32 protein-coding genes are annotated in these 24889 nt (G+C 57.3%); 8 read left to right on the plus strand and 24 right to left on the minus strand.

The window, feature by feature from the left end; all coding sequences use genetic code 11:
- Positions 1-3: 3 nt before the first annotated feature.
- The 22 genes from ACYZTW_RS23085 to ACYZTW_RS23190 form a co-directional block, all read right to left on the minus strand.
- Positions 4-1770: a phage tail protein gene (locus tag ACYZTW_RS23085; RefSeq protein ID WP_462001949.1), complete on the minus strand. Its 1767-nt coding sequence runs from the start codon at positions 1768-1770 to the stop codon at positions 4-6.
- On the minus strand, positions 1763-2371 hold the full coding sequence (locus ACYZTW_RS23090; RefSeq protein WP_462001950.1) for a phage tail protein I: 609 nt from the start codon (positions 2369-2371) through the stop codon (positions 1763-1765). Before ACYZTW_RS23090 ends, ACYZTW_RS23085 begins: the two co-directional genes overlap by 8 nt.
- The gene (locus ACYZTW_RS23095) at positions 2368-3255 is read right to left on the minus strand and encodes a baseplate assembly protein (protein WP_462001951.1); all 888 of its coding nucleotides are present in this window, start codon (positions 3253-3255) and stop codon (positions 2368-2370) included. Before ACYZTW_RS23095 ends, ACYZTW_RS23090 begins: the two co-directional genes overlap by 4 nt.
- Entirely contained in the window at positions 3252-3578 is a 327-nt protein-coding gene (locus tag ACYZTW_RS23100) for a GPW/gp25 family protein (RefSeq protein ID WP_462001952.1), read from the minus strand. Before ACYZTW_RS23100 ends, ACYZTW_RS23095 begins: the two co-directional genes overlap by 4 nt.
- 4 nt (positions 3579-3582) lie before the next feature.
- Positions 3583-3861, minus strand: a complete 279-nt coding sequence (locus ACYZTW_RS23105) for a hypothetical protein (protein WP_462001953.1) — start codon at positions 3859-3861, stop codon at positions 3583-3585.
- Between the two features lie 56 nt (positions 3862-3917).
- Complete coding sequence (locus tag ACYZTW_RS23110) at positions 3918-4523, minus strand: phage baseplate assembly protein V (protein ID WP_462001954.1); 606 nt, start codon at positions 4521-4523, stop codon at positions 3918-3920.
- Positions 4520-5032 carry a hypothetical protein gene (locus tag ACYZTW_RS23115; RefSeq protein WP_462001955.1) on the minus strand — a complete coding sequence of 171 codons (513 nt, stop codon included), beginning with the start codon at positions 5030-5032 and terminating at the stop codon, positions 4520-4522. Before ACYZTW_RS23115 ends, ACYZTW_RS23110 begins: the two co-directional genes overlap by 4 nt.
- Positions 5025-5690 carry a hypothetical protein gene (locus tag ACYZTW_RS23120; protein WP_462001956.1) on the minus strand — a complete coding sequence of 222 codons (666 nt, stop codon included), beginning with the start codon at positions 5688-5690 and terminating at the stop codon, positions 5025-5027. The genes ACYZTW_RS23115 and ACYZTW_RS23120 overlap by 8 nt, the downstream gene beginning before the upstream one ends.
- Positions 5687-6007: a head-tail joining protein gene (locus ACYZTW_RS23125; RefSeq protein ID WP_046047795.1), complete on the minus strand. Its 321-nt coding sequence runs from the start codon at positions 6005-6007 to the stop codon at positions 5687-5689. The genes ACYZTW_RS23120 and ACYZTW_RS23125 overlap by 4 nt, the downstream gene beginning before the upstream one ends.
- Positions 6008-6009: 2 nt before the next feature.
- The gene (locus tag ACYZTW_RS23130) at positions 6010-7005 is read right to left on the minus strand and encodes a major capsid protein (RefSeq protein ID WP_462001957.1); all 996 of its coding nucleotides are present in this window, start codon (positions 7003-7005) and stop codon (positions 6010-6012) included.
- A 62-nt stretch (positions 7006-7067) separates the two neighbouring features.
- On the minus strand, positions 7068-7412 hold the full coding sequence (locus tag ACYZTW_RS23135) for a head decoration protein (protein ID WP_108183289.1): 345 nt from the start codon (positions 7410-7412) through the stop codon (positions 7068-7070).
- Positions 7409-8563: a head maturation protease, ClpP-related gene (locus ACYZTW_RS23140; RefSeq protein ID WP_462001958.1), complete on the minus strand. Its 1155-nt coding sequence runs from the start codon at positions 8561-8563 to the stop codon at positions 7409-7411. Before ACYZTW_RS23140 ends, ACYZTW_RS23135 begins: the two co-directional genes overlap by 4 nt.
- Positions 8560-10041 (minus strand): phage portal protein, encoded by a 1482-nt coding sequence (locus tag ACYZTW_RS23145; protein ID WP_462001959.1) that lies wholly within the window; start codon positions 10039-10041, stop codon positions 8560-8562. Before ACYZTW_RS23145 ends, ACYZTW_RS23140 begins: the two co-directional genes overlap by 4 nt.
- Complete coding sequence (locus tag ACYZTW_RS23150; protein ID WP_462001960.1) at positions 10041-10247, minus strand: phage head-tail joining protein; 207 nt, start codon at positions 10245-10247, stop codon at positions 10041-10043. The genes ACYZTW_RS23145 and ACYZTW_RS23150 overlap by 1 nt, the downstream gene beginning before the upstream one ends.
- A 1-nt stretch (position 10248) precedes the next feature.
- Positions 10249-12264 (minus strand): phage terminase large subunit family protein, encoded by a 2016-nt coding sequence (locus ACYZTW_RS23155; RefSeq protein ID WP_462001961.1) that lies wholly within the window; start codon positions 12262-12264, stop codon positions 10249-10251.
- Positions 12265-12268: 4 nt separating this feature from the next.
- On the minus strand, positions 12269-12871 hold the full coding sequence (locus ACYZTW_RS23160) for a terminase small subunit (RefSeq protein WP_462001963.1): 603 nt from the start codon (positions 12869-12871) through the stop codon (positions 12269-12271).
- 167 nt (positions 12872-13038) lie between these two features.
- On the minus strand, positions 13039-13383 hold the full coding sequence (locus tag ACYZTW_RS23165) for a phage holin family protein (RefSeq protein WP_462001964.1): 345 nt from the start codon (positions 13381-13383) through the stop codon (positions 13039-13041).
- 526 nt (positions 13384-13909) lie between these two features.
- A complete protein-coding gene (locus ACYZTW_RS23170; protein ID WP_069971017.1) occupies positions 13910-14275 on the minus strand; it encodes a PA0613 family protein in 366 nt (121 codons plus the stop codon).
- Positions 14268-16484: a VapE domain-containing protein gene (locus tag ACYZTW_RS23175; protein ID WP_462001965.1), complete on the minus strand. Its 2217-nt coding sequence runs from the start codon at positions 16482-16484 to the stop codon at positions 14268-14270. Before ACYZTW_RS23175 ends, ACYZTW_RS23170 begins: the two co-directional genes overlap by 8 nt.
- Entirely contained in the window at positions 16474-16701 is a 228-nt protein-coding gene (locus ACYZTW_RS23180; RefSeq protein ID WP_462001966.1) for a TraR/DksA family transcriptional regulator, read from the minus strand. The genes ACYZTW_RS23175 and ACYZTW_RS23180 overlap by 11 nt, the downstream gene beginning before the upstream one ends.
- Positions 16694-17212 (minus strand): phage regulatory CII family protein, encoded by a 519-nt coding sequence (locus tag ACYZTW_RS23185; RefSeq protein WP_462005826.1) that lies wholly within the window; start codon positions 17210-17212, stop codon positions 16694-16696. The genes ACYZTW_RS23180 and ACYZTW_RS23185 overlap by 8 nt, the downstream gene beginning before the upstream one ends.
- A gap of 327 nt (positions 17213-17539) precedes the next feature.
- A complete protein-coding gene (locus ACYZTW_RS23190) occupies positions 17540-17764 on the minus strand; it encodes a helix-turn-helix transcriptional regulator (RefSeq protein WP_086945408.1) in 225 nt (74 codons plus the stop codon).
- A 102-nt stretch (positions 17765-17866) separates the two neighbouring features.
- Here ACYZTW_RS23190 and ACYZTW_RS23195 point away from each other — a divergent pair, with 102 nt between their 5' ends.
- The 8 genes from ACYZTW_RS23195 to ACYZTW_RS23230 all read left to right on the plus strand — a co-directional run bounded on the left by ACYZTW_RS23195 (position 17867) and on the right by ACYZTW_RS23230 (position 21621).
- The gene (locus ACYZTW_RS23195) at positions 17867-18586 is read left to right on the plus strand and encodes an XRE family transcriptional regulator (protein WP_462001968.1); all 720 of its coding nucleotides are present in this window, start codon (positions 17867-17869) and stop codon (positions 18584-18586) included.
- A 249-nt stretch (positions 18587-18835) separates the two neighbouring features.
- Positions 18836-19426, plus strand: a complete 591-nt coding sequence (locus ACYZTW_RS23200; protein ID WP_462001969.1) for a hypothetical protein — start codon at positions 18836-18838, stop codon at positions 19424-19426.
- Between the two features lie 9 nt (positions 19427-19435).
- Positions 19436-19720 (plus strand): phage antirepressor KilAC domain-containing protein, encoded by a 285-nt coding sequence (locus ACYZTW_RS23205; RefSeq protein ID WP_462001970.1) that lies wholly within the window; start codon positions 19436-19438, stop codon positions 19718-19720.
- A gap of 158 nt (positions 19721-19878) precedes the next feature.
- A complete protein-coding gene (locus ACYZTW_RS23210) occupies positions 19879-20199 on the plus strand; it encodes a pyocin activator PrtN family protein (protein ID WP_462001971.1) in 321 nt (106 codons plus the stop codon).
- Position 20200: 1 nt separating this feature from the next.
- Positions 20201-20398 carry a hypothetical protein gene (locus ACYZTW_RS23215; RefSeq protein ID WP_462001972.1) on the plus strand — a complete coding sequence of 66 codons (198 nt, stop codon included), beginning with the start codon at positions 20201-20203 and terminating at the stop codon, positions 20396-20398.
- Positions 20399-20453: 55 nt separating this feature from the next.
- The gene (locus tag ACYZTW_RS23220; protein WP_462001973.1) at positions 20454-20873 is read left to right on the plus strand and encodes a hypothetical protein; all 420 of its coding nucleotides are present in this window, start codon (positions 20454-20456) and stop codon (positions 20871-20873) included.
- Positions 20874-21046: 173 nt separating this feature from the next.
- Positions 21047-21343, plus strand: a complete 297-nt coding sequence (locus ACYZTW_RS23225) for a hypothetical protein (protein WP_462001974.1) — start codon at positions 21047-21049, stop codon at positions 21341-21343.
- Complete coding sequence (locus ACYZTW_RS23230; protein ID WP_462001976.1) at positions 21340-21621, plus strand: pyocin activator PrtN family protein; 282 nt, start codon at positions 21340-21342, stop codon at positions 21619-21621. Before ACYZTW_RS23225 ends, ACYZTW_RS23230 begins: the two co-directional genes overlap by 4 nt.
- Before the next feature lie 38 nt (positions 21622-21659).
- Here ACYZTW_RS23230 and ACYZTW_RS23235 read toward each other — a convergent pair whose 3' ends face one another.
- Positions 21660-22904: a PP_RS20740 family protein gene (locus ACYZTW_RS23235; protein WP_462001977.1), complete on the minus strand. Its 1245-nt coding sequence runs from the start codon at positions 22902-22904 to the stop codon at positions 21660-21662.
- On the minus strand, positions 22901-24880 hold the full coding sequence (locus tag ACYZTW_RS23240; protein ID WP_462001978.1) for an ATP-binding protein: 1980 nt from the start codon (positions 24878-24880) through the stop codon (positions 22901-22903). Before ACYZTW_RS23240 ends, ACYZTW_RS23235 begins: the two co-directional genes overlap by 4 nt.
- Positions 24881-24889 lie beyond the last annotated feature (9 nt).

The raw sequence follows: 24889 nt of genomic DNA on the forward strand, positions 1-24889 counted from the left end.
ACCTCAGATCACTTTAATTCGGCCCGGATAGGCAATGTTTTTCGGAACCGTCTCAGCACCGCCAGCGGCGCCAGTGCCACCACCGGCCCAGGTGGCATAGGTGATGCTCCCGCCGCCCATTGCCTGCGTGCCGTAACCGCCGGAACCGACATAGTGGTTGTGACTCTTGAAGTCATCGAGACGATAGCTACCCGCAGGACGGCCCGGATCAATCCCGGCAGCCTCGTCAAGGGGTCGGAAGAATTTACCGCGCGCATCTGGACAGCGGAACGTGGTCGCACCATCGCCCGAGGTCCAGCCGCCCTCCATACCCGCGCGAGCGGCTTCCGTAGTCAGCATTCCCGACTGCTGAGCGTGGTCCCACAACCATGGCCAATCGGCACGAATAAAGACGGCATTGCCCAGCGGAGCGTGACCACCCGGATTCAATACGGTCGTCGTTTCAAACACGGGCCGCCCGAGTGCCGTACCGTCTAAGCGCGCAATCGGTATCCAGTTGCCCTTGCCATCACTGCGCAAATGCCAATAATCCCCGGCCCCCATCAGGTAAAAAAACGAATAGCCGGCCGCATTCAGATGGGTATGGAACTTGATTTTGTTGCTACCGGCCGCCTTGATCACCAACCGGTTAGTGGTGTTATCGACCCGGCGCACCACCACACTACGAACACCCAGCGCCGAGTTGGCATCAGGCAGATCAACCGTCAACGCCCCTGCGCCGGCATCAATCAGGACAAGCCCCAACTCGGCCGCCAGCAAGGACCTTGAGGTGTTGACCTCCACTAAAGGGATTTGGCCAGTGCCGTTAATCAAGTCGATTGTTTCGGTCTTGGTGAAGACGTCCGTGATCCCATAACCGGCCAGCGTGGTCGGGTTGGTCCCGCCTACCACCCGACCGTATTTGTCCACGGTTACACTGCGGTACGTTCCGGCATTGATACCGGTGCGCCCGGCCGCCATTTCAAACAGCAGATCCGTCACGCCCAGGACAATCGGTGCATCCGTCACCAGTTGCCAAATGCTGTCGCCGTTGGTGGTGCCGCGCTCGACATGCACCAACAACCCGGGCGTCACTTCCAGACTGCTATCGGCATCCGCGCTACGCGTCCACACACCCGCCGCCGACACGCTGTACAGGCCGTTGTCCTTGGGCACGGTCTGGTTTTTCACCAACACCCGCACGTCAGCGCTCAAGGCCACACCATCAATGGTCTGAAGGCCGCTTAGCACCACAGGGGCGGTGGTAGCCGCCCGCACCGAGTGCTTAAAGTCCTGCTTGCCCAGCTCCTCCAATACCTTTTGATCGACGTAGTCACGCGTCGCCAACACCACACTCGGATCGATCTTAAGCGTGATGTTGCCGGTACTGGTGACAATGAAGTTCATCCGCACAATCTGGGTGCGGCCTGAACCTTGCGACAGGATCGGCTTGAAACTCGGCGCGCAGTTGGCCACCGCGACCAGATCGCCGTCGATGTCATACAGACCAATTTCGCGAATCCACTTACCACCCTCATCGGCCGGAATAATCTGCTCGGCGATCAGCACCGCCGGGTTGGCCGGATCAGTCTTGAGCTGATTCAACGGCCGGCGGCGCCATTCGCTGATCAGGTGGGTTTGCGTTGCGCTGGGGATCGGGTCGGTGCCGTTGGCATCCCCGACGCCCATTTCGGTGATCTTCCAGGGAATGCCGAGCGCGTCGGCGTTCGCCTGTTTGGCCATCCCCACGTTTGTGAGGATCGCGAAAAACTGCGAATTCGCATCAATCATAATAAACGTCCAGGGTGTCTATGGAGTGTTCGCGGCCGACCACACCGAAGCGGCCCGTGACCTCAATGTCACGCATCACTGGCGGGTACACGTCGATTTCGTCGCCTTCGGAGAGGGAAACGGCAATGTTCAAAGCGCCTTGGGTTTCCAGGCTAATCGCCAGACCGGTCAGCTTGCGGCTGACGGGCTTGGCGTCATCGATCAGGCGATCCAGCTCCTGATACATTTCCTCGGTGATCCCGGTGTCCAGCACACCCACCTTCAGCGCGAAGGTGCCCGGCTCCCCTGTCGGCACCGTCTTGAACCATTCGACGACTTCGATCAGGTAGCCCAAGGGCTCGACCACCCGACGCAGCGCGCCGATGGTCCCCTTGCGGGCATGGATGTAATACGACGCGGCAATGGCGCTGCGCTTGGTCGCCTCCGACCATCGGTGATCCCAGCGATCGACTGACCACGCCCATGCCAGATGCGGCAGCAATTGGACTGGGCAGGTCTGAGGGTTGTAGAGGGTGCGCAGCGGGATGATCGTGCGCTCGTAAAACGCCGCTTCCAGGGCGCGCTCCAGTTGCGTGCTATTGCTCGGCAGCAGGCTTTTCATGTCGCACCCGCCATCACCACGCTGCAACCGGTACAGAACGCCGCCTGCGCCTTGCTCGGGGCCAGGTCGACCCATCCGGTCAACTCAACCCGGGAAACGCCAGCCACGTGTAGCTGAGCATCGACAGCCGAGCGCGCCACCTCCACCCCCAAGCGCTTGCGCGGGTTGATCCAGGCCGCCAAGCGTTTGGTGGCCTCGGTCAGACTGGCGTCGCCCTCCGGCCCGCCGCCGTTCATGTGCAAAATGGCGTCGACGCGATAGTGAATAATTTCGGCGCTTTGCACCGTCACGCGATCACCGAGCGGCCGCACGTCCTCATCATTGAGCCCCGCCGCCACGGTGGCCAACAACTCGGGACTGGCCAGCCCTTCTCCTTCCGAACTCAATACCGTTACCGTAACGCATGCGGCCGACGGGCTTTCCGCCGAGGCATCCGCCACCAGCCCCGAGGCGTTGCGCGCGTGCAGGATGTAGCTGTTACGCGGCCCCGCCGTGGTCAGCCCCTCAAAGGCCAACTGAATGCGCTCGCGAAACGGATCGTCCTTTTCCTTGATCTCCGGCACCGGCGGCACTGCCAGCAGATCCTCGGCCTGAATCACCAGGCGTTTCAGATTGACGTTGGCCCCCAGTTGGTCAAGGTCACTGCCGATGGCGTGCGCCAGTAGCAAGGCCTTGGCCGCGTCATTAACCCGGGCCCGATTACCCAGTTTGATGTAGGCCCCGACCTCGATCACCTTGGTGACCGGGTCGCTCTCCAGCGTGGCAGTCCAGTTGTCGCCCATGTAGCCGCGAAACGTTTCTAGCCCTTCCCCGTAAGTGTCTTCGAAGTCCAGAGGCTCCAGCACTTCCGGCGCCGGCAGCGCCGACAGATCCAAGCCACTCATACGCTCACCTCAAACAGAAAACCGTCGCCGAGGTATTCGCCGGCAATGCTCAGATTGATTTTCCCGCCCAGCACCGACAGCACGCGCACGCCCCCCAGCTTCAGGCGCGGCTCCCAGCGCAACAGGGCCCTGGCCGCCTCCGCCTGCACCGAACTTTTCCAACCGGCATTCACGGGTAAGTCGACAAAGGCGCTGAGCTTGCTGCCGTATTCCGGTCGTTGCCGGCGACTGCCGAGCGGCGTGCCCAAGACGTCGGCCATGGATTGCCGCAAGTGCTCGATGCCGGAAATGGGTTGGCCGGTGTGGCGATCCATTCCGATCATTTGATTACTCCGGCAATTGCTCCAGATCTGGATGCGCTTTCAAAAATGCATATTGATCGTCACCACATGCAGCGACACGACCAACAATAACTGGCAGCGTGCCGCCGCCGGGCATAATCAATGTCCGCGAGGTGAAAACCTTGTCGCGAAAAACGCGCAGCGGCCCGATGGGCTCAACAGCTTCTGCAGTTGCAGGGAAACCGAGCGGCGCCGGTTTCAATCCCGGCACGGCGATAGCTTCGGTGGTCTCGGTCAGATCGCCATCGGCTCTAGACTTACTCATAAGGCACGCTCCAGCTGTGAAAATGCCCGCGCTGGGCGGGCTGTATTGAGATGAAATTAATGCGTGTGGTGATTGCTGTTACCACTGGTGTCGAGGATCTTGCCGGCACTGGTGATGTCCTTCGTTACGTGTAACGTGCCGTCGATCAGCACCGCGCCGGTCAGCTTGATGGCCATCGACTTAAGCGTGGCTGAATCGGGTGTCAACGTCGCCTCGGTGCCACCGACTTGGGCCGTCACGGCGTTATCCGTAACGACCACCTGCGTGCTGCCGACCTTGATGGTGACCGTGCCACTCGGCAGGGTGATGGTGTAGCTCTGGGCATGCCAGTCGTAGACCAACGAGCCGCCATCGTCAAAACGCCAGACTTCCACATGATCGCGGTTATCCGGCTGGCCACCGGCATCCCCGTACAACCCCGGGATAAAGGTGCCCATGCCGGCTTGCCCGCTGGGGTTGAACAACACTCCCTGCTCGCCCAGGCTTGGTGCCCGCCAGTGCCGCGCCTTACCGGCCGCGAGGCTGTGCCAGCGCACCCAGGCGCTGGTCCATTCGCCATTCGACACTCGCACTGCCGGTGCCTCCAGATCCACCCCGACCACCACGCACGGCATCAACATGGCTGCAATCATGCGGTCATGCTCTGCACTGGCGTAGCTCACGGCAGATCCTCCGGTGAAACAGGCCCATCCCCCGGTTCAACATCAAGCACCAGCGAGCCCGGCGGTTCGTCCGGCCATGGCCATTCCTCAACGCCCAGGTAAATTTGGTGCGTCCATTCCACCAACCAGACCACGTAACCATCCAGCTCCGGCTTGGTCCAATCCTGCATTGCCCGGACAAACTCAGCAGGCTCGACCGCAACGCCCCAGGTTTGCATGCGCAGCAACACGGCCAATTGCGCCGCCAGGTGCGCGGCCTGCTGATGATGGTGAGGCTTGATTGGGTCGACAATGATCCGCGCCTCGAACTTGCAAATCAGGGTTGTCTCCCCGGTGCCGATGTCTTTACCAGGCTCCAACTCGGCCATTTCAATGAACACCACCGGCAGTGCAATCCGATCCTTGATGTTCGGCCAGGCCGTCACCGCTTTGATCCCCGATAGGCTGCTCAGCAGGTGCTGTTCAATCGCCTGATAGAGCTGATCAAGACTAAAAGGCTCGTCAGACATTGGCCGTCCCCTTCAAATACTTCTGCAGCTCAAAGTTGAACTCCTGCTGCAGGATTTCCAGCAAACGCGCATCAGCGCGTTTGACCCACGTGTCGAAGTGCGGACGCGCCTGCTCCAGTGACACCTTGGCTTTGGCCAGCGGAAAGCGATCGCCGTTTTCTGCGACCCATCCCGAACTGGCGCCGCCACCCGACGACACCGTGCTATCGGGATAATCGTCTGCGTTGAAATGCTTGCTCGCCGTACGAATCCAGATATCGGGCTTGTTGCCGTAAACCTTTTTCAGAAAGGCGCCCTGGTAACGCCGCCCAGCGACCGACACACCGCTGCCTGTCTGCCGTGCGCGGCCGATCCGGCTGGACTCAATCGCGTTGAGACCGAACCACAACTTGCCGCTGGTGGCCCCGCCGGAGACCGGGTAGCTGCGCAAGCGCTGACGAACCGCCGCGACGGCAATGCGTTCTTGCCGGCTGACGGCCCGCGCAATGTGGGTGCGCAGCCAACCCAACGTTTTATTGATCGCTCGACGTTGAGCCGAGGCGGCTGCTTTGGGCACCACCTTGGCAAACTCTTCGAAGGCTTTCAGATCCGCCGCAGAGGACTGGATCGAGATCATCCCGCCACCGGCTGATGGCTTGACGTAGCTACCAACACTCATGCGCGCATCCTCAGGATCAAGGCGACCAAACCGTCGCCACTCGGCTCCAGCTGCAGCAGGTCATACTCGCCACCGCCGTCCAATGCCGGCAGATCGATGGTAACCAACAGGCCCTGCTCCAGGCCCTGCGAATCACTGACGCGTATCTCAAATCGAGGCTCGCGTAATCCGGTGTTGAGCTTGCCGAACTTCGGCTGCAACCAGGGGGCTGCGAACATGCCGAGAACCGGCTCGTCGCGACCCTCAATCCGAGCGGTGTCGCCCAGCGTTTCGAACACCACCGCGTCGACCTCGGCGATCAGATCGCGAAAGCCCACGGTCAGAGCTCCAGGAGGATCTGTGCACGCGGTCGAGTGCACAGGTGCAACGGGTTGGACTGGGCTTCACCGGCCATGCCTTTGTTGAACGGCAGTGGCTCGATCATGCTGTAGTACGGAATGCCCTGAGTGTTGACCGTCTCCATGTAATCGGCCGGAGCGAACACCGAGATGTACAGATCCGGCACCCCCTCAGGGACCAGCAACGCCTTGTCGTCGTGGACGAAAGACACCCCGGCGACTTTGCCACGGTAACGTTCCCAGATAATGCCGCCGAACTCGAAGCTCTCCCGGGCATCACCACGCAAGGCCGCCGCCTGTTGGCTGTTGAGGTAGGTTTCCTTGACCGTCTTATGAACGATCAACTTGTTCCAGAAGTTCTTGCCGCAGAAGGCGCGAGAGCCGGTACTGGTCACACTGCCCAGCGCGTCCTCCTGCATATCCAGTGCTTCGCCGCACTTAACCCGCAGCTCCGTGCTAGGGTCCGCCAAGCCCATGGGCAGCTTCTGACGCTGCACACCGAAGCGGTCGTAAAGGTCCAACAGCACCGTCGAACCATCAGCATCGAGGATCAGACCATTAAGTGCGCCCATGCGCTGGAACTCATGGGTCGCGTCCAACTGACGGCGCGCTTTGGCCAGGCGGGCATTGACCACATCCTGCACCGCCTGCAGCTCGGTGCGAGTACCGAAAGCACGAATGCCCTGGATCTCGTCGGCCTTGATGGTGAAGCGCTCCGGCAGGTGGACGGTGTTGAACGGTATCAGGTTGCGCTTGCTGGCCGCGACTACCAGGCCAGAGCCACCCCGCTCACCGGCAGGCACCAGTGCCAGGGTGTCGCCGTCCTTTTCGATCTGTACGGTCAGGGTGGTGATACCTTCCTCGCGAAACAGACCCAAAGCGCTGATGCGCCCTGGCAAATAGGGTTGATCGTTGAGTGCAGCAGTCAGCGCAGTAACGGTAAACGCTTCGTCGTCAAAAATGGCGATCTCGGCCATGGGGACTCTCCAGAAATGAAAAAACCCGCTCAAGGCGGGCTGGGTAAACGCGGCTGATGGTCCTAGCGGACGATCAGGAAATGGGTGGCCAGATCCTTTTCAGCCTCAGGATCAAGCCCGGTCAAATGCACTTCGCTGACTTCAGCCAAACGCACCACAGCGCGACCACGGCGCACGATGTCCGACTCTCCCAGCTGCCCGTAGAGGATCGCCACGGCAGCCTGAGTACCGTCTTCGGCGGCTGGGTCATACGGCGCAAACTCGCCCGTGGCCGTCACCAGACCGAGGACTTGGCCGGGATTCAGCGCAGGGCCAGCGGCAACGTTGATCGTTTCCCGCGAAATGTTCCCGGCGCCCTCAGACAGGAGAAACTCACCCGCGTGGATCGGCTCTTTTTTGATGGTCATGGTCTTGTTCCTTTAGCGCCGTGCGCAGTTCCAGATTGAGCCGCTTGTCGCGAAGCCCAGATCGAGGTGGGATCAGGTTGTTTGGCCAGCACCTTAGGTGCTGGGTCGTTGTCCAGCGGCAGGCTGTTGTCGATTTCAAAGCCCTTGCCGCTGGTGACGATTTTGTCGAACAGACGCGCCCGGACCGCCGCAGCGTCCAGCCCCGCTGAAACGTACTCGGCGCTGAACTCCGGCAAACGCGCCGCCACGCAAAGGTCATTCACCGCCTTGGCGCGTGCCAGGCCGGCCAGAACAATCTCTTCGCTTTCGAGCTGGGTCGAGTTGAGCAGCGGCTCGACCAGGTTGCTGATGCCCGCTGCCGTGCAACGCTGGGTGATCATCAGTGCCAACTTGGCCGAGTCGACCACCACCGGCACTAACGGCGGATCGATCGGCTCCAGCTCCGGATCCGGCTCGGGTGGCTCGTCGAGCTGAGCCAGCAGTTCAGCCGGTGCGTGCTGGTAACGCTGCAGCACGCCACCTTGGCCGAGACAGGCCTTGACCTTGATCCCATCGCCAATTTCATCGGCTAGCCCCAGGGCCAGAGCTTCATTGGCGGTCAGCCAGGTTTCAGCGGCGACCAGCCGCCGCAACTCGGCCTCATCAATGTTCGGTGCCTTCGCCTTGTAGGCCGCGATGATGGCCTCCATCGTCTGGTCAAGGACGTCAGCCACCTTACGGAAGTCTTCGGCGTCACCCGCCGCGTAGGTCCAGGGGTTATGGATCATCAGTATCGCGCTTTCGGCGATGACGACCTTGTGCGCGCCGCACACCGCCACGCTGGCCGCACTGGCGGCCAAGGCATCAATGCGCCCGGTACACCGCGCGCCCAAGCGCCTCAATGCATTGTGCATGGCCAAGCCGTCGAACAGGTCCCCACCAACGCTGTTGAACGCGGCGATCACCTCCGAAACACCGTCGTCCATGGCACGCAGGTCCTGCACGAACTGATTAGCGGTGATCCCCCAGGCGCCGATCTCGCCGTAGACGAAGACTTCGATCACTCGCTCGACAGCCTCCCCGCTGGCGTGCACGGCGTACCAGGTTTTGTCCTGCACCTGCACCTGCTTGCCTGCGCGGTTGTAAATGCGCGGTCGCGCTTTCTTGCTCATGGTTGCTCCTTGTCGTCGTTGGTGACGACGGCGTCGAGGGTGTTGTAATTAAGGCCAAGGGTCGTGGCTCGTTGCAGATCAGCAGCGTTTTCCGCGTCGACCGTTTCCGCGTCATAGCCGGTGCGCAGCACCATCTCGCTGCGTGAAGCGAAGCCCGCCTGTACTTCCATGCGCCGCGCCTGTACGTCCTGTACGGGCTGGATGTAGGCCCAACCTTGCGGCACCCAACGAGTACGCAGGTATTCACGGCGCCGCTGGGTGTAGTCCTCCAGCACCAGGACACCCGACAACACGGCCATGTCCATCCAGGCCGCCCGCACTGGGCGGCAGAGTTGGTGCACGTAGACACCGAATTGCAGCTGCTCAAGCCGACGCCGAAACTCGTTGAGCACCACACGCAGCGCCCGGTCGTTGACCTCGCGCATGTCGCCGGTGAGAATCTCGTAAGGCGTGCCCGTCCCCGCCGCCGCAGCCATCAGCTGCTGCCGCATGAAGTCCGGATAGTTGTTGCCCGCATCCGGCGGTTTGGAGAACTCCACCTCTTCACCCGGCCCCAGCTCCTGCATGGTGCCGGGCTCCAGCGCGACCATCGGCGTGAAGCCGTCGCGATCGAGATCCAGAAGTTGGCCGGTGACCGGATCCCGTGGTGTCTGCCCCGAGTCCGGTGCCGGTCGACTGATGAAGCCGGCAAATAGGTTGGCCACCTCCTGGCGAAACAACACCGCGTCGTCGTAATTGTCGAGACTGCGCAGGCGCTTCAGCACCGGTGACAAGCGCGGCACACCGCGCAACTGGCCTGGCTCGACCGGCTCAAAAATATGCAGTACCTGCGAAGCCGGCACGCGCACCAACTGGTTGTAACCGGCGTTCAGCGACGATGCATCACGCGGGTGCGACAGGTACATCCAGTACGCCACCCGCTTGCCACCCGGCGTGAACTCAATGCCGGCGCGGATGATGTTGCCGGTTTTGGTGGTTTCAAACTTGTCATGCGGTACGAACTCCGGGGCCAGGATCTGGAGCTGCAGCGGTACCGCGAGGCCTTCGTCCAAAGCGCGAGGTCGTAGCCGCACAAAACATTCACCCGAGGTTTCTACCGTGCGCGCCGCCAGCGCCTGCTGGCCGTAGAAGTCGGTGCGCTCATCGGCATCCGACTCATCGACCCAGTCGTCCCAGAGTTCCTGCAGCAATTTGCGCAGGACTTCGTCGTCGGTTTTCGGTCGCGGCGTGAGGCCGGTGCCGATCAAGTTGCTGACGCGCTTATCGATTACGTTGAAGGCATACGGGTCATTGCGAACTGCTGCCCGGGAACGTGAGCGCAGGTTGCGCAGTGCCGGGGTGTTGATGCTGTTGATACCGTTGTCGGGCGCATCCCAGCCAGTGGATCGACGGCCCTCGCCGGCACCTTCGTAACTGGCCTTGATGTTCGACGGCAACACGAATCCGTTGCGGGTGAGCGTCGGAAAGTGACGGGCCATTAGAGTCCTTTGCCTCCGTGGGTCAGCCGAACCACCCGCGAGCGCGGCCCGGCTGCGCTGATCAGTGACGTACGGATTTCTTCGCGCGCCTTGAGCAGTTCGGCGATGGTGCGGTATTCCACGGTACGGTCGGTGTAGCGCACGACTTTTTCACCGCGTGCGATGGCCGCCTCAACCGCGTCGAGGTGCTTCTGGGTAAAGGACATATCAGCGTCTCTTCAAATAACCGCTGGTGGAGCTGCGGCGTTGAGGTGGCGGTGCTGCCGGTCGCGATTGCACGATCGGAGCAGTAGGTTGTGGAGTCGATTGCGGTGCAGCAACTGGTGTTGCTGGTCCGGTAACGCGTTCGCCTTGAACAGGTTTGATGCCCAATGCGTCGTCGAACAGACCGGACTGCGCCAGGGACTGACGCACTCGCTCCCAGTCGTGTTCCTTGTAACGGTTGAGGCCCAGGTAATGCGCCATGGCCAGGCAATACACCATCAAGTCGAGTGCTTCGTTACGCTCGGCCTTGCCCTTGACCCACTCAATGCGCTTGTGTCCGCGTATGTAGCGCGCAACCTTGCGCTCCGCGACACACTGGTCGAAGAAGTCATCCGGTAGGTCATTGGCAAAGTGCAGTGCACCCGGGCCAAATTCGAACGGATAGCGGTTGTAGATCCAGTCCTTGGCCGTGTCGGTACCGACGAACCACAGCTCGGCGCCGTTGCGTTCGGTCTGGCCCTTCCAGGTCACGTCGACCATCGACGGGCGCTGAGCAATCACCGGCTTACCGGGTTTGCTCGCACCCTTGATGGCGAACACATTCCGCCAGCGGCGAACGCGGCAGAACTGGTAGACCTCATCGGTGTGGTGGCCCCCGGAGTCGACGGCTACCGCGAGAATGCCAAGGCCTACACCACACGGGTGGCGGTATTTGGCCTTCAGCAATTCGTCCAGTGCAGCCCAGGTGCGTTCGTCTGAGGGATCCCCGGAAACCACCTGGTAGTCGACAACCCAGCGCTCCATGCCGACGCCCCATCCCATGGCCATGAACTCCAGGCGGTTGGCCTGAACGTCGACGGATCCGGTGATCATCAGCACGGCAGCCGACAGCGAGCCTAGGGTGAAGTCTTCCAGCCGCGCTCGTTTTCTCAGCACATCGGCTTTGGTTTGCTCTTGGGCTGCGTCCCAGACCTTCGCCAGACGGGTGTTGTAGAACACCTGCATCGGTTCAAGATCGCCCTTCGCCTGGGCCTTTTTGGCTTTCTCAAATTGCTTGGCCAGTGACTTCCAGTCCATCCAACCTAGCGGCGAATACAGCGCATTGAGGTGAAAGCCGATCGTCTCACCGTCGCCCTCGGCATGGGCACGCCATTCGCCTTTGGCAAGCATCTCGCCCTTGTGGTACTCCTCGATCAGAACGTCACAATCAGGACCTGCGCACTCGTAATGCACAACGCTGTAATCTTTCGAGTAATGCAGTCGCTCCCACTCCAGAGTCTGCATATGTCCGCAGCTCGGGCACGGGACGTAGTAGTAACGCTGGTCGCTTCCCTCGAACAGATCATTGATCCGTGATGCGCCTTTGATCGTCGGCGAGCTGGAAAAGTAGAACTTCGCGTTGCGGCCGAAGGTACTGCCTCGAGTTTCGGCTAGCTCAATTGGGTCACCCTCTTCACCGATGTCTACTTCCCAACGATCGATCTCGTCGCCGTACACGTAGCGCGCCGACAGCTCGGCCAGGTTGGCCGCCGAGCCGGCAGTCGTGACGTACAACGACCCGCCCTCGAATTCCTTGGTGTCCATGGTGTTGCGCGAGTCTCGCGATCGGCTGGACGCCACACGCTCTCGCAATACAGGTGTGGCCTTGATCGTCTTGCTGATCCGCGAGGACACCCGCTTGGCCAGGCCAAGGCTTGGCAACAGAGTCAGGATGTTCGACGGTGCCATATGGATCAGCCCGCCGATCCAGTTCAATGCGATCTGCGTTTTCATCAACTGCGAGGCCACCATGGTGACCACGCGCTTACAGGGGTGAGCCGGCGACAGGCAACGCATGGGCTCGCGGGCGTACGGCGTGCGCGAGGTACGGTACTTACCGGGCTCAGCGGCGCCGGTGTCACGCGGGATCCGCATGTATTCGTCGGCCCACTGATCGATCCAGACATCCGGGTCGGGCCGCAGCCCACGGAAATACGCCTCGCGGTACACCTCTGCACCGTCAGGATATTCCGTGGGCATGGGCTTAACTCGTGGTCAGTGCTTGTTCAAGGTCCGCTGAAGACATGCGTTCAGCGTCTTCCAGTGAGCGACGAATCGCCGCCGTAAGATGCTTTTCGATTTCCCAAGGGTCTGTCATGGACGCCAGTTCGGGAGCGAGTTGTGGAGGCATTCCGAGCAGTTGGTCGCGCAGCATGCGGCCGGCATTGTAGGCGCCGGTTTTAACCGCTGACAGGGCGACCAGCGAGCCCTTCGCCTTGTGCAATTCGATCTCTGCGAGCTGAGCCAGGTTGTGTTCGCGGAGTGCCCGGGCCTTTTGGAAGTCGGGCAGTTGCCCTGCAGGGATGAAAGCGGGCGGCGGCGCAGCCGTTGAAGTTGACTCGACTTGACTGGATAACTGGCTGTAAACGTCACGCTGAAGCCGGTCTTGGTGGTGCCGGTCAGCGACGGCGGCCTTGCTGGGGTCAGCGGTATTGCGAATCAACGCTTCGCTGGCCATGACATCGACCTGCTTTCCGTCAGCGGTCAGCACCAAGCGGTTGTTGTTTTTCAACCAGGTGATGTAACTGGGCGCCCTACCGATCCGAGCCGCGAAGGCGCTCTTTGACAGGTACATTGGTTCTGCCATAAGCCCTCCTTTTCACCGGCTTTTCACTGGAAACCTTTCAATTTCAATGGATTGAATTTCAGTAAGCTGGCCACCCTGCCGCTAACAACTTCTCGCGGGTTTCCGACCCCGTACCCCCCGAATAACCCCAGGGTCCCCGGCGGTTTTCGGCGTCCCGCCGCAGTTCCTCACCCCTGTTCGCCACTGGCAGGAGGCCCATCGGAGACGCCCAGCCGCTTGACGGCCCAGCGTTCGTACAACCCGATGGCGACATCAGCGCCGGCCATCGCGGTCAGGCAACCCAAGCTGCCGGCCGTCCAGATCGTCATGCCCGCGCCGATCATCAGCATCATCGCCGACACCCCGCAGACAATGCAGGCACCAGACCGAAGCGCGAGTCGTCGCAACAACGCCCAGCCACGCGCCCCGTCCTTGTCGGCGCGCCACATCTCTCCCGACACGCCACCGACCAAGGCCAGGACGATCACTAACCAGATTGGCATCTCTGCCAGCGCTTGCTGCTCGTTCGTCATCGCCCTACCCCATAAACGCAAAAACCCGGCGCAATGGCCGGGTTTGGTGTGTGGTGCCTGCCGCTCTCTGCGGTCGCACCTATCGAAGATGGGTACTTTTTACAGGTGGATTTTACTGGCAGCAAGCTAGTTTTAATGCCATGGAGCAATACGGGTGCAACGTGGGTGTGACGCAGGTACAACAGGGGTACAACGCATTCAATCGGCTATCGCTTCTGTTGCCCTGTCCTACCTGTCCCACTATGCAGAGTCGAAGTAGGACAGCTACAGGCGCCTAAATTCGGGGCTCTGCCCTACTGTCCTACTTTATTTACTCTTTTCTTGTGTATAGAGAGAAAACTAAAAGCACGCGTGCGCGCCATAGGCGCGACTACGTGCCCGCTATGCTTACGTGTGCATGGGGCGGGCAGAGGTTGGACAGTAGGACAGCCCAGCAACGACGTGGCCTGCACCTGTCCGACTGCACTAAATGGCAGTCGGACAAGGCCGGACAGTAGGACAGCGGCACGCGGAGTGATGCCAGGGTTCATGCAGCCTTACCCATCAGCATGCCCTGAATGAACTCATGGGCTTCGTGCAACCGCATGTAGTAGGTTCGAGAGCTGCATGCACAGTGCAGTAGCTTCTGCGAAAGGAAGCTTTCCTGGTTGCAATAGTGCTCCAACACAACCAAGGCAAGCCGGGGCGGCAAGTGCTTGTGAACAATCAGCTCGATATCCGCCGACTCATCCAGCAGCACCCGGCTGCCGCGAGTTCCGCGTATCAGCTCGCCCTTGCACTCCATCAACATGGCGATCATGTTGCCGCCAGTCGATCCGCCGTAGGTCACAGTCATCGGCGAATGCAGATCCTGCGCCCAGAGCTTAAGCATTTCATCAATACGCTTAATCAAAGCAAGGCTCCTCTACCAGGGGCGCCTGTAACGCAGACACACGCCCCCACGTGGCAGGCTTCTGATAGGCCCACTGCCGGATGCCGCTCTTTGCCAACGCCGGCATGCGCTTCTTCCGCCAGCCCAGACGGTGCATGATCGCGCCGACCCGCATCTGTTCGGGCTTACCCCAATGGCCGTAGTCCAACTTGAGGGCCTGGGTCAGGATCTCGTTGCCGGTGGCGGTTTCACCGATCTGCGACTCCTCCAACCAGGTCAGAATCGGACCTTCCCACTCGTCCACAACAAAGCGCTCGTCCTGTGCCTCGGCGAACATCCAAGACTCGTCCTTCGTCACCCACCAGATATCGCCGGCCTCGAAGCAGAACACCGCTTCAGCCCACAGCTGGTCGCGAATCTCACGCAGCGTTTCCAGGTCGACCTTGTTGCAGAACACTGGCCAGTAACGCCGGTTACCAGTGGCGTCCTTGAGGTATTCCTCTTGGTTGGTGGTGCCCACGAACACACACTGGCGTGGCACATCGTTCGTTCTGCGGCCGTAGCTTTCGCGGTAGGTATCAGTAGATGCGGAGAAGAACTGCTTGGCCTTGGTGCTTTCAGCCTTGTTGAAGCTGTCCAGCTCCCCCAGTTCGACGATCCACTTGCCGCGAATCGCCTGGAAGCTGTCCTTGTCGCCGAGGGCAAAAGGGGTGTCCATGAACCACTCGCCACCTAGAACGCCCATGGCCGTGGACTTACCTTCACCCTGCCCGCCTTCAAGGATCATCACCGAGTCGGCCTTGCAGCCAGGGCGCATCACCCGAGCCACCGCCGAGATCGGCCAGCGCTTACCTACTTTGGCTGAGTACTCGTTGGCATGGACCCCAAGCACGTCCGTCAGCCAGGTTTCTAGCCGAGGGACGCGGTCCCACTCAAGCTTCTCCAGATACTCACGTACCGGGTGAAAAGAATGGTCGTGGGCAACCACACTGACCGCCTCGATCACATGGGACGCTTTGACCCGCAGGTTGTATTGCTGCGCGAGCCATTTCATCACTCGCATGTCGTCGATGTCTGCCCAGTCGCCGGGACCGCCGCCAAAGGGCGCGGACCGCAGCTTGACGATCTTGGAGCTGAACACGCTGTAACCAATAACGCCTGCCCAGCGTTCGTCATTGCCCAGGATCAACTCAACGTTTTGCATGTGCGCGATCAGGGAACCGTTTTCAGTGCGGGCCAATTGATCCTTCCAACCACCAGCTGCAGGAGGTTTGACCACCGCCAATACTTGGCGGCGGACAGCCTCCAATCCTTCGGCAATGTGCAGGTCGTTGAAGTCGGTCCACTTGATCTCACGCTCGCCCGAGAAGACTGGTGCGACCACCTGGCCGCCGACGATCAACGCGGCGTTGTTGGCCTTTTCCTCACCAGGGTTCCAGGGCTCGCCATTCGGACGCTTGGTCTTCCAGTCATCATCCCGGCAGAGGATCAGCGGGCAACCGGGGAAACGCTCTCGCATGGCCTTGGAGACAGGTAGTAAGTTGCCCGCATCGAAGGCAATTGCGACCGTCAGAGAGGTCGCCATGTGCAGACTGGCGCCTGTGGCGTAGCCCTCGCACACGAGTACTGGCTCCCCCGGCTCAGGGTGCGGACCGATCAAATGGAAAGCGCCCTCTTTCGACATGCCGTAGGGCCAGTAGGCTTTGTCGCGACCGATGTCTTCTTGCTTTGCCGGGAAGATCACCTGCAGGCCGACGATCTGATCCCGCACGTTGCACATAGGCACCAAAAATGCGCCGGTACGTGGCGCATAGCGAACCTTGAACCCAACGATCTGCTTTCGATCCAGATAGGCACTCTTGCCCTTTTCCGGCATGCGCTTGAACAATCCAGCCGCACGGTTGGCTGCTCGCCGCGCCGCGTTGGCGGATACCTCTGCGGCCTTACGCTTGGCGTCTTCCTGCCGAGCACGCATGACTTCGCGCTCTTCCGGACTCATGCGCCCGGCCTTCACCTTGATCTTTTGAGACTCGCCCGAACGCCAGTCACCGAAGCTACCGAAGATCAGCGTTTCGTTCTTCTCAGTGTGATGCTCGTGGACGACGTACCAGCCATTTTTCTCCTTGCCCTTGTCCTGAGCGGTCTTGCACCTGGTGAGCTTGCCAAAGATCAGCGGCTGTTCAGGCTCAAGGCCGTAGTCTGCGAATTGATTCAATACCTCATCGAGCATGCCGGGCCTCCCGCGCTTCGTCGATGGACTGGCAGATCACACACTGGGTACAACCCGGCAGAGCCAACCGACGCGGCTCCGGAATAGGTCCGTCGCAGCCTTCACAGAACAAAAATGAATGCGCCGCCAAGGCAGGCTTGGCGGCGTTCCGTGCAGCCAGCGCCTGATCTAGAAGCTCCTGCACCAAGTCGTTAGCAAAGTCAGCAATATCAGCCACGATCAACACCCCGCGTCGTCTGATTGACGTAGGTAGCGCGGTTGAACATCCCCAGCAGCCCTTGAATACCGCGAAACACTTGGAAGCGGATCTCGGCCAGCTCACCATCATCGACCTTGCCATCGCCAATGCTCTTGGCCCAGGTATCAGCCAGGTCCGCGACTTGCCGGAAATAGGCGGCAATGCCGGTGGTCAAAGTCTCGGGCATATCGTTGGTGTATGCCTCAGCCAGCTCCTGCCAGGCGGTGTCTCCTACCATGGCGTGCACCGCATCCAGAATGCGGCGGTCCTTGGTCAGCTCCAGGATCTCGCCAAACTCCTGAATATTCACCGTGTGGCTGGGGTGGGTGGGAGACAGCTTGTGCTGCAGCGTGGTGGCGTTTCTGCCGGTGGTGGCGGCAATTGCAGCGGCGCCGCCGGGATAGTCCCGAGCAGCATGGTAAAGCGCTAGATCGAGCGGCAGGATTTCCCGCTGCGCCCGTTCTACAGAACTCAGAGCGATTCGGCTCATGGCATTAATCCTTATAAGTTGCCAGTGCCGCGCGACATGCAGTGGTGATACATTTGCCGCGTGGCTTGAAAGGGCCCAAACGCCGGATAGATCTTCGGGATCGATACCGGCACCGTGCCGAGGCAAACGATCCATCGTTTACCTCTGGCGCAACAGCTGCCCCATCTGTGGTGGAAAAGGCAGCAACACCAAGGCCTCCGTGCCTTGGAAAGCGCGGTAAAGGTCGACGGTTCGCATGTGGTGTGCCCGCCTATCTTTATCGCGACCCGACAGCGCTGTGGTGGTGCGTGCCGGGAGGAATCTGGCGACCCTTGGGTCGCCTTTTTTCTAAGCTGCTTTTGATGTTTCCTGCTCTGGAGGGAAAACATCGTCAAGTGAGCAAGCGGCCCCCAACTGATTCAGCGCTGAGGTGATTGCCCTGCACTCACTGAGGCCTGGCATTCTGTGACCAGACTCGTAGTTACTTAGCCTTGTCTGGGTCCAACCAAGCAGCTCACCAAGATCCCTTTGTTTTATCTGCGCCTCCTTTCTGAGGCAGGCAATTCGGTTCATGAATCTGACTCCTTTTGACGTCGCACACTCTAAACACGATGCGTGATTATTTCAACACGATAAGTGAGAAAAAAACATTTCATTACGTGATAAAAATTCCGAATGGAAACTTTAGGCTCCCGCATCAAGCGGCTCAGAAAACAAAAACGCTTCAGCCAGAAACAATTGGCTGAAGAGTGCGGCTGGTCATCACAGTCCAGGATAGGCAACTACGAGAGCGATCTCAGAGAGCCAAATCTCGCGGATCTGACACTGCTTGCGCCTGCGCTCGGCGTGTCCGTCGCAGAACTGATAAGTGGCACTGGCTCTCAACAGCTTTTTTCGGCACTGACCAATCAAGCTCCACACACCTCGACCTTGGCACCAATAAAGGTAGGAAGCGTTGTTAGGCCAATTGGCCCTACGAAGGAAGGAGTGGTGCCCGTGGTTGGCACAGCAAAGCTAGGGATGGATGGATATTTTGAGGCGTTAGATTTCCCGGTTGGCCACGGTGATGGCTATCTCCACATCTATAGCGATGACCCTAACGCTTACGGCCTCAGAGTCATCGGCGACAGCATGCATCCACGAATCAAAAGCGGTGAATACGTTCTCATTGAGCCCAACAAAATGTTCATCACCGGAGACGAGGTGATGGTTCAGACCCAGGATGGCCGCTCAATGATTAAAGAGTTCATCTACCTACGAGACGGGGTGTATCGATTTGACAGTGTCAACCAGGACCATAGCCCCCTTCACCTCGATCAAGATGAGGTATCCAAGGTCCACCTAGTGGGCGGGATACTGAAATCATCACGGTTTGCGCACGAAAAATCCGAATAACCACACTTCGTGTTGACAAAATAAACACAATACGTGATATTTGCCTCACTCTTCCACCACAGAGCGAGGCAATACCATGCACACCACAGCAACCCTGCATGTCCATCCGACTGCTGATGAACCCTTCCGCATCCTCGAAGTTCGCCGCATCGCGCGTAATTGCGGCTGCACGTTCATCCCTAGTAAATCAAAGCCCCAAGCCCGTACCGCGCTTGCTCCGTTCGATCCGAACGACGGAGGCCGGGCAGCATGAAAAAGTTCAAACTCGACAATCGCACCCTGCAATTGCTCAACGCCCAGGTCAATCTGAGCGGCACCTTCAACCATGTACTCAGGTCGCCCCCAAAGCGCGAATCCTTGGCGTTTCGCCTAAAGGTTGAACGCAACACGTCGAACACCCTCTTCGTCATCGAGCCAGGCAGCGAGCGCCACACACTGACCTTGCCGAATGAAAAAAAGATGCACCTCAAGCTGGCAGACTTTATTGAAGAGATCATCAACGGTCCGCTCGACGCCACCAGCACAGCCGATCTGCAGAACACTACCCACGCAAGCCGCCAATATGCTCGGTTCGATATCGAGCACAAACAGCGCGTGTTCGAGCTGGTGCGTACCGGTGGCGTGGTGAGCCTCGACATGGGTTTTGAACTGCCCATCCATGTGGCGATCCATCGAACCCAAACACGCACTGGCATCACCACCATCATGAGCATCGGCGTTAAACGCCCACGCACTAAGTGCTTCACCGTGTGCGGTACCGATGCCGAGATCTACGAAAAGGTTGCCGAATCCATTAACCACCTGGCTGCCGTGGCGACTCCCGCCGCGCATGCAGCCTAAGGAGGATCCATGGATCGCACTCTCGCCCAAACCGCCAAACACCTGGGAATCACCCGCCCCAAGCTGATCAGCCTCATGCGAGAAAAGTCGCTGCTCAACTTGCAAAACCTTCCGGCTTATCCGAATCGGGATCGTGAGTATCTGGGAGTCAAAAACGGTAACTGGTATCACGAGAAGCTCGGCATGCAATACAGCCAGTCAACCCGGGTGAAGCAAGCCGGCATTCGTTGGCTCGCCGAGCAACTGGGACTAAACCTACCAGAAATCCCGGTAGACATCCGTGACGTGGCCTAGGGAGTACGCCCGCCAGATCGTCGCCATGCACACACGCGAGGAGCGCAATGCTGCGCTCCTTGAAGTGCCTGAGCATCTGCGGGAGTTAACCAAACGTCACTGCCTGAACGCCTGGAATCATCCATCACGACTTAAAAGCAAGGAGGCCGAGCAACCCCATGAATAACGCCAACCAAACACCACTACGACTACTTCCTGCACCAGATAGCTCCACCGTCGAGATGCTGCACCACCTCTTCGGCGACGTGCTCATCCCTCTCGAAAAGCTGCGCGTGCACTACTTCAAGAACCTCAACGAAAAGACCTTCACGGAGGCGATCAACAGCGGGCGGATTCAACTCCCGGTGACCACTATCGACGAAAGCGTTAAGGCATTGAGGTATGCCCATATCAGGCACGTTGCCGCGTTGATCGACATCAGCGCCTACAAGGCAGACGAAGACATGCCGCGACCGTCAACCGATAAAACGGAGGCGTGACATGTCACTTCTCAACAAATGCAGGCATTGCCGAACGTCCCTATCGGCCGAGGAAACACCCGACCGCCTTTGCGGTGAGTGCTGCTTTTTTGCAGTCGATTACCGGCGTTACGACGCATTGCGCGATGAAGGCCACATGCAGTACCAGGCCAAGCTGATGTGCGGACTGGCGGACCCACCCGATCCAGACGACGAATAACAACCACCTAACGGCTGCCACCACCAGCCAAGCGAAAATACTAGGAGCACACCACATGACCGCAATTCAAATCTGCGCACTGATCGTTCTGATCATACTTTTCGGCCTTACTTATTGGGCTGGTTATCGCGGCGGCCTTATCGATGGCCGCCTCGACGGAATCGACGAAGGCAAAGACATTCAGCAGTCTGATCACTCGGAGGCGATCCAAAACCTGGAGCTCTCGCTGGACCAGGCACGCGTTCAGCACAAGCAACTTTACTCCCACTACGAGCGTGCAGTAGCCGCCTCGAAACTGGGAGAACCAGCACGCCTAATACTGCTGGAAATTGCGGAAAAACTGAGAATCGCGGCCGAGACATTCAGCGCATTCCGTACAGGTAAGAAACTCGAACGCGACACCCTTGCACTACGCGACCAGGCACTGGCCATGGCAGGTCTCCTGGAGCCAGAAGCCCAGGAGCACGCAGCATGAATCACCTTATCCCAATGTTGCGCCTACCCCCTCGATCCGACCATTTGGGATTGCCTGTTCGGCATCGAACCTACGGCCGAAACAATCCGTCCATGGTCCGCCACCGAAGCACGGCTCACGTTTCACCAGCGCCTGATAGACCAACTCGCTATCGAACACCGGAGGAACGCGGCATGAAGATGGACCTGCATACCACCCGAACATCGACCGCTTTGCTCCGCACTGCCAACGGTGTCGACACGCTAGAAACAAACAGTCTCTGCTGCACAGCAGCAGGCATTATTGCCTTTCTCAGCGCCACTGCCGAGGCACTTATACCCCACGAAAAGCTGCGCGAGGCAACCACACCTGATGCAACGCTAATCGCTCAGAATAGCCCGCCCGCGCAGCCTGTTGTGGGGTATGCGCAGCTCTGCGAGTCAAAACGCTGGGTAAAGATATCGATGAATGAAAGCCAGGAGGTGGCATGAACACGCTATTTTTACTCATGGCGCAATACAACGGCAGAGCGATCATTCCCCTCAGCCAAGTTTGTGGTGACTACATGGGGTTGACCGTTGAGAAGCTAAAAAGCAAATGCCTTTCAGGGGAGATCGATCTTCCCATTGTAAGATTAGGTGCCGTCAGCCAAAAGGCAGCTCTCGGAGTTCATTTAGCAGATTTAGCTGATTACATAGATAAACAACGAGCGAAAGCGTCTGCAGAACACGAAAAATTAATGGGTAGAAAAACGATTGTACCAAGTTGACGACATGGGGGAGAGCATCTCTCCCCCATGAAAACCAATCAAGCAATCCCGCGACTAGCTAACCAGCTTTTCACTTTACCATGATCATCTCGAGCCCAATCAACGTAAGATGCAATGTCATATCTAGCCGACTTCATTAAACTCGTAGATGAATGAAGCATTTCTTCGAAAACATCGTCATCAGCCATATGCACGTCAACATTTATTAACTTCGAAACGGATTCGACAATGGTTAATCTGGCTCGGCTAACAGCAGCAGCGACATCCTCTGCATTTAGATTTGCCCCGGCCCCAGCCAATCCAAACGCGTCTACGGCTTTATTGGGAATATGTTTGCACCAGAAACCAAAAGACATCATATCGCAAGCATCACCTTCCCGCTGAACCACGTTGTAGCCGAAAAGCTGTAGCATTTTTGACTTATGGGCAGGTGGCCGCCCCGCTAATGCGCTCAAGACCCACTTACCGATTCCAGCGCTCACCAGATTATTATAAGAAGGGGCGTCAACTTTATTGACGTCTATACGTCGTTCAACGAGCACTTCCTTTCCAAATATCTCAAGCTCGTTACATTTATTATAAACAGCCTCATCCAAATCAAAAATCTGTTCTAAAGCCTCAACAAATTTTCTAAATGCCCCCTCATGAACCATATCTTGATTTGTTCGGGTGGTGACAAAAAATAGCCAATCTTCAGTTCGATTATCTGCTTGGTGCCTTAGCAGCTTAAAAAGGGCATCATAGTAATTGCTTTGCTTTTCCTGCGGTGGCGACTCAAGCATACTACGACACAAATCGATGTTTATAACATCATAACTAGAAGCTCGCTTAATGATATGTTCCTGTGCAATTGATTTATCTACACACAAACGTTCCAATTGATCTTCATAAACGTCAGACGACGGATCTATGTATTGCAATCCATGAAGCTCATTGATGGAAATCAATTGATCCATGGTAGCTTCTTTATCACCCGCGGTAATCTCATTCAAACCAATAAATTTCAGCCGAACTTCTTTAGCAGCACAAACAGTATAAAGCGAACGCACATCGAGTAAATCTGACCCAGGAAGACTTAAGTATTGAAGCGACCTACCCTTCTCCTTCAACCGAAGGTGATCAATCAAATTTGCTGCGGCAGTATTCCATTGTTTATTTCGAATATATTGCTTTCTAGGTTTATGCCAGGGCCAAAATTTTGTCTTGAGGGAAACCGAGCCATGGGCAACATCATCATAACCAAGACCTACATCCAAATCGTCTCCGCTATCCATGCTCATCATTTCTTGATATCCATAAGGAAAATTTTACCAATAGCACCTATGAGACGCTCGACCTCGACAGGACTCAAACTAGATAAAAGCCCGTAAGACTCTAGGATCTCAGCAACTGCTACAAGTTTATTTTCATGTAGCCCCAAGCGTGCCTTTTCAGTGGAGGTAGCACCTCGAGTGCTCGAAAGAACCGTCTCTCTATTAATAGAGATCGTTCCAGGTTCATCCAAGAGCGAAGGCTGATCGCCTTTCAAAGCAGAATAGAAGCGCACGGATCGGTTTTCAGTAAAATCAACCACCACTGAGTTAATATTTGATTTAACTTGCTCTATCTTTAACTTGTTTTGCAAAGTAGCAGTATCTTTGCTCAGCGCCTTGTGCTTGCTCATAAATTGGCGCAGAGCGTTATGCATCCACCGTTTCAGATATTGAAAGTGCGGATGTGCAATATTAAACGATTCCCTATCGATATTTAGTGCCGAGTCCAGTCCTTTGATTGCAAACACCTCACCAGACAATTGCCTCAATCGAGTTTGCTCTGAAATCTGGTAATCCAAAAAAGCGGAATCAAACAATGTACCATTAGCACCATTGATTCGAATCAAGCAGCCATTATGCTCAAGAGGAACCACCTTACTGTTCCAGAGCATATAATATTCAAACTCAAGCTCACCACCTCGATATGTTTCAGGCACGCTACTTAACGAAGGGCTAGCTCTACCAACGAACATTAATTGCCCTCTGGCCCTATCAGCTTCGCCTGCGATGGATATTGGCCGGCGCAGTTCAACCCCATCAATAGTAACCGAGAACGGAAGTTTACTTTCTTCATGCCTAGCCATTAATCCGAGCTTAGACTCTAGCGTCTCTTCACCTTGAAGTTCGACTTTCTCCGCGGCACTACCTCTACCCCCATTGCTTATCAAGTAAATCTCCACATTATCGGAGGCAGATACTTCATAGGGGTGTTTTTCGATATACTGAATAGGCACTGACAAACTGATTGACCATATCATTCTTAGATATGAATCAAGGGAGTTTAATAACTTAACATTTCCACGCTTCGAGTCCGCGACAAGCGAGCTCACCTGCGTAACTAATTTTCGAAATTTATCTACAGGTTCATCTGAAGGGAGCCACGGCAACTTTGACGTAGTGATCAAGACGTCTGGATTGTTTGGATCAATCTCACCAATATGAAAATCTGGCTCTCTAGGGAGATCCTTAAGCTCGTCCTCTAAATCAAACTCAACCTCTTCAACATCCCCACCTACAGCTTCCCGCTCAAACTGAATTGCATTCCACAATAGCTTCGACTGCAAGCTTTCTTGTACAAATGGCCGAACATTCAATAGTGTAATTTCTGTACCCGACGAGTCCAGATCTTCAGCAGGGACATATGTTATCTCTGCCTTCCCTGTAACATAATTATCTTCATCCGTCTCAGCTACAATATCGGCCTGCGGGCGTAACAAAATATCGCAGACCAGACGCTTATTATCCCCTTTAACCTTCGAGACGATAACAATATGATGAGTAATCTGTGAAACCGAAAAAAGCCCAATACCAAGCTTCCCGATCAATCGGCGCTTCATGGGACTGAGATTTCTATCCAGTTCACTAGTTACGTCATGATATTTGCCATCCTTGCTGCGCTTTAAACTGCCGCCGATATTGCAAATAATATGAGCTAGTGTATTTTCATCCAATCCATGCCCATTATCTCTAACAACGATTTTCGAGAAGCGAGGCGCATCGGTAAAAACCCGCACCTCAGTAGCATCGGCGTCATAGGAGTTTGCTATTAATTCACGAAGCGCCGAAGCTGGCTCCCTGTAGATCCCATCCGTTATTCGTGCAAATACACGCTGGTTGGTTTTCAACGTCGCCTGCACAGGAGCATCATAAAACTTCGACGCGGCTAACTGACGGCGCAATATTATTTCTTCATCAGAGAGTCCAACTTCACTGCTAATGTCATCCATAACCAGCTC

This window comes from Pseudomonas sp. LB3P25, from assembly GCF_054897985.1.

Bases quoted from the DNA above. Each gene is read 5' to 3' on its own strand.
- ACYZTW_RS23085 (WP_462001949.1), bottom strand. From the start codon at position 1,770: ATGATTGATGCGAATTCGCAGTTTTTCGCGATCCTCACAAACGTGGGG.
- ACYZTW_RS23090 (WP_462001950.1), bottom strand. From the start codon at position 2,371: ATGAAAAGCCTGCTGCCGAGCAATAGCACGCAACTGGAGCGCGCCCTG.
- ACYZTW_RS23095 (WP_462001951.1), bottom strand. From the start codon at position 3,255: ATGAGTGGCTTGGATCTGTCGGCGCTGCCGGCGCCGGAAGTGCTGGAG.
- ACYZTW_RS23100 (WP_462001952.1), bottom strand. From the start codon at position 3,578: ATGATCGGAATGGATCGCCACACCGGCCAACCCATTTCCGGCATCGAG.
- ACYZTW_RS23105 (WP_462001953.1), bottom strand. From the start codon at position 3,861: ATGAGTAAGTCTAGAGCCGATGGCGATCTGACCGAGACCACCGAAGCT.
- ACYZTW_RS23115 (WP_462001955.1), bottom strand. From the start codon at position 5,032: ATGTCTGACGAGCCTTTTAGTCTTGATCAGCTCTATCAGGCGATTGAA.
- ACYZTW_RS23120 (WP_462001956.1), bottom strand. From the start codon at position 5,690: ATGAGTGTTGGTAGCTACGTCAAGCCATCAGCCGGTGGCGGGATGATC.
- ACYZTW_RS23130 (WP_462001957.1), bottom strand. From the start codon at position 7,005: ATGGCCGAGATCGCCATTTTTGACGACGAAGCGTTTACCGTTACTGCG.
- ACYZTW_RS23135 (WP_108183289.1), bottom strand. From the start codon at position 7,412: ATGACCATCAAAAAAGAGCCGATCCACGCGGGTGAGTTTCTCCTGTCT.
- ACYZTW_RS23140 (WP_462001958.1), bottom strand. From the start codon at position 8,563: ATGAGCAAGAAAGCGCGACCGCGCATTTACAACCGCGCAGGCAAGCAG.
- ACYZTW_RS23145 (WP_462001959.1), bottom strand. From the start codon at position 10,041: ATGGCCCGTCACTTTCCGACGCTCACCCGCAACGGATTCGTGTTGCCG.
- ACYZTW_RS23150 (WP_462001960.1), bottom strand. From the start codon at position 10,247: ATGTCCTTTACCCAGAAGCACCTCGACGCGGTTGAGGCGGCCATCGCA.
- ACYZTW_RS23155 (WP_462001961.1), bottom strand. From the start codon at position 12,264: ATGCCCACGGAATATCCTGACGGTGCAGAGGTGTACCGCGAGGCGTAT.
- ACYZTW_RS23160 (WP_462001963.1), bottom strand. From the start codon at position 12,871: ATGGCAGAACCAATGTACCTGTCAAAGAGCGCCTTCGCGGCTCGGATC.
- ACYZTW_RS23165 (WP_462001964.1), bottom strand. From the start codon at position 13,383: ATGACGAACGAGCAGCAAGCGCTGGCAGAGATGCCAATCTGGTTAGTG.
- ACYZTW_RS23175 (WP_462001965.1), bottom strand. From the start codon at position 16,484: ATGCTCGATGAGGTATTGAATCAATTCGCAGACTACGGCCTTGAGCCT.
- ACYZTW_RS23185 (WP_462005826.1), bottom strand. From the start codon at position 17,212: ATGAGCCGAATCGCTCTGAGTTCTGTAGAACGGGCGCAGCGGGAAATC.
- ACYZTW_RS23190 (WP_086945408.1), bottom strand. From the start codon at position 17,764: ATGAACCGAATTGCCTGCCTCAGAAAGGAGGCGCAGATAAAACAAAGG.
- ACYZTW_RS23195 (WP_462001968.1), top strand. From the start codon at position 17,867: ATGGAAACTTTAGGCTCCCGCATCAAGCGGCTCAGAAAACAAAAACGC.
- ACYZTW_RS23200 (WP_462001969.1), top strand. From the start codon at position 18,836: ATGAAAAAGTTCAAACTCGACAATCGCACCCTGCAATTGCTCAACGCC.
- ACYZTW_RS23205 (WP_462001970.1), top strand. From the start codon at position 19,436: ATGGATCGCACTCTCGCCCAAACCGCCAAACACCTGGGAATCACCCGC.
- ACYZTW_RS23210 (WP_462001971.1), top strand. From the start codon at position 19,879: ATGAATAACGCCAACCAAACACCACTACGACTACTTCCTGCACCAGAT.
- ACYZTW_RS23215 (WP_462001972.1), top strand. From the start codon at position 20,201: ATGTCACTTCTCAACAAATGCAGGCATTGCCGAACGTCCCTATCGGCC.
- ACYZTW_RS23220 (WP_462001973.1), top strand. From the start codon at position 20,454: ATGACCGCAATTCAAATCTGCGCACTGATCGTTCTGATCATACTTTTC.
- ACYZTW_RS23225 (WP_462001974.1), top strand. From the start codon at position 21,047: ATGAAGATGGACCTGCATACCACCCGAACATCGACCGCTTTGCTCCGC.
- ACYZTW_RS23230 (WP_462001976.1), top strand. From the start codon at position 21,340: ATGAACACGCTATTTTTACTCATGGCGCAATACAACGGCAGAGCGATC.
- ACYZTW_RS23235 (WP_462001977.1), bottom strand. From the start codon at position 22,904: ATGATGAGCATGGATAGCGGAGACGATTTGGATGTAGGTCTTGGTTAT.
- ACYZTW_RS23240 (WP_462001978.1), bottom strand. From the start codon at position 24,880: ATGGATGACATTAGCAGTGAAGTTGGACTCTCTGATGAAGAAATAATA.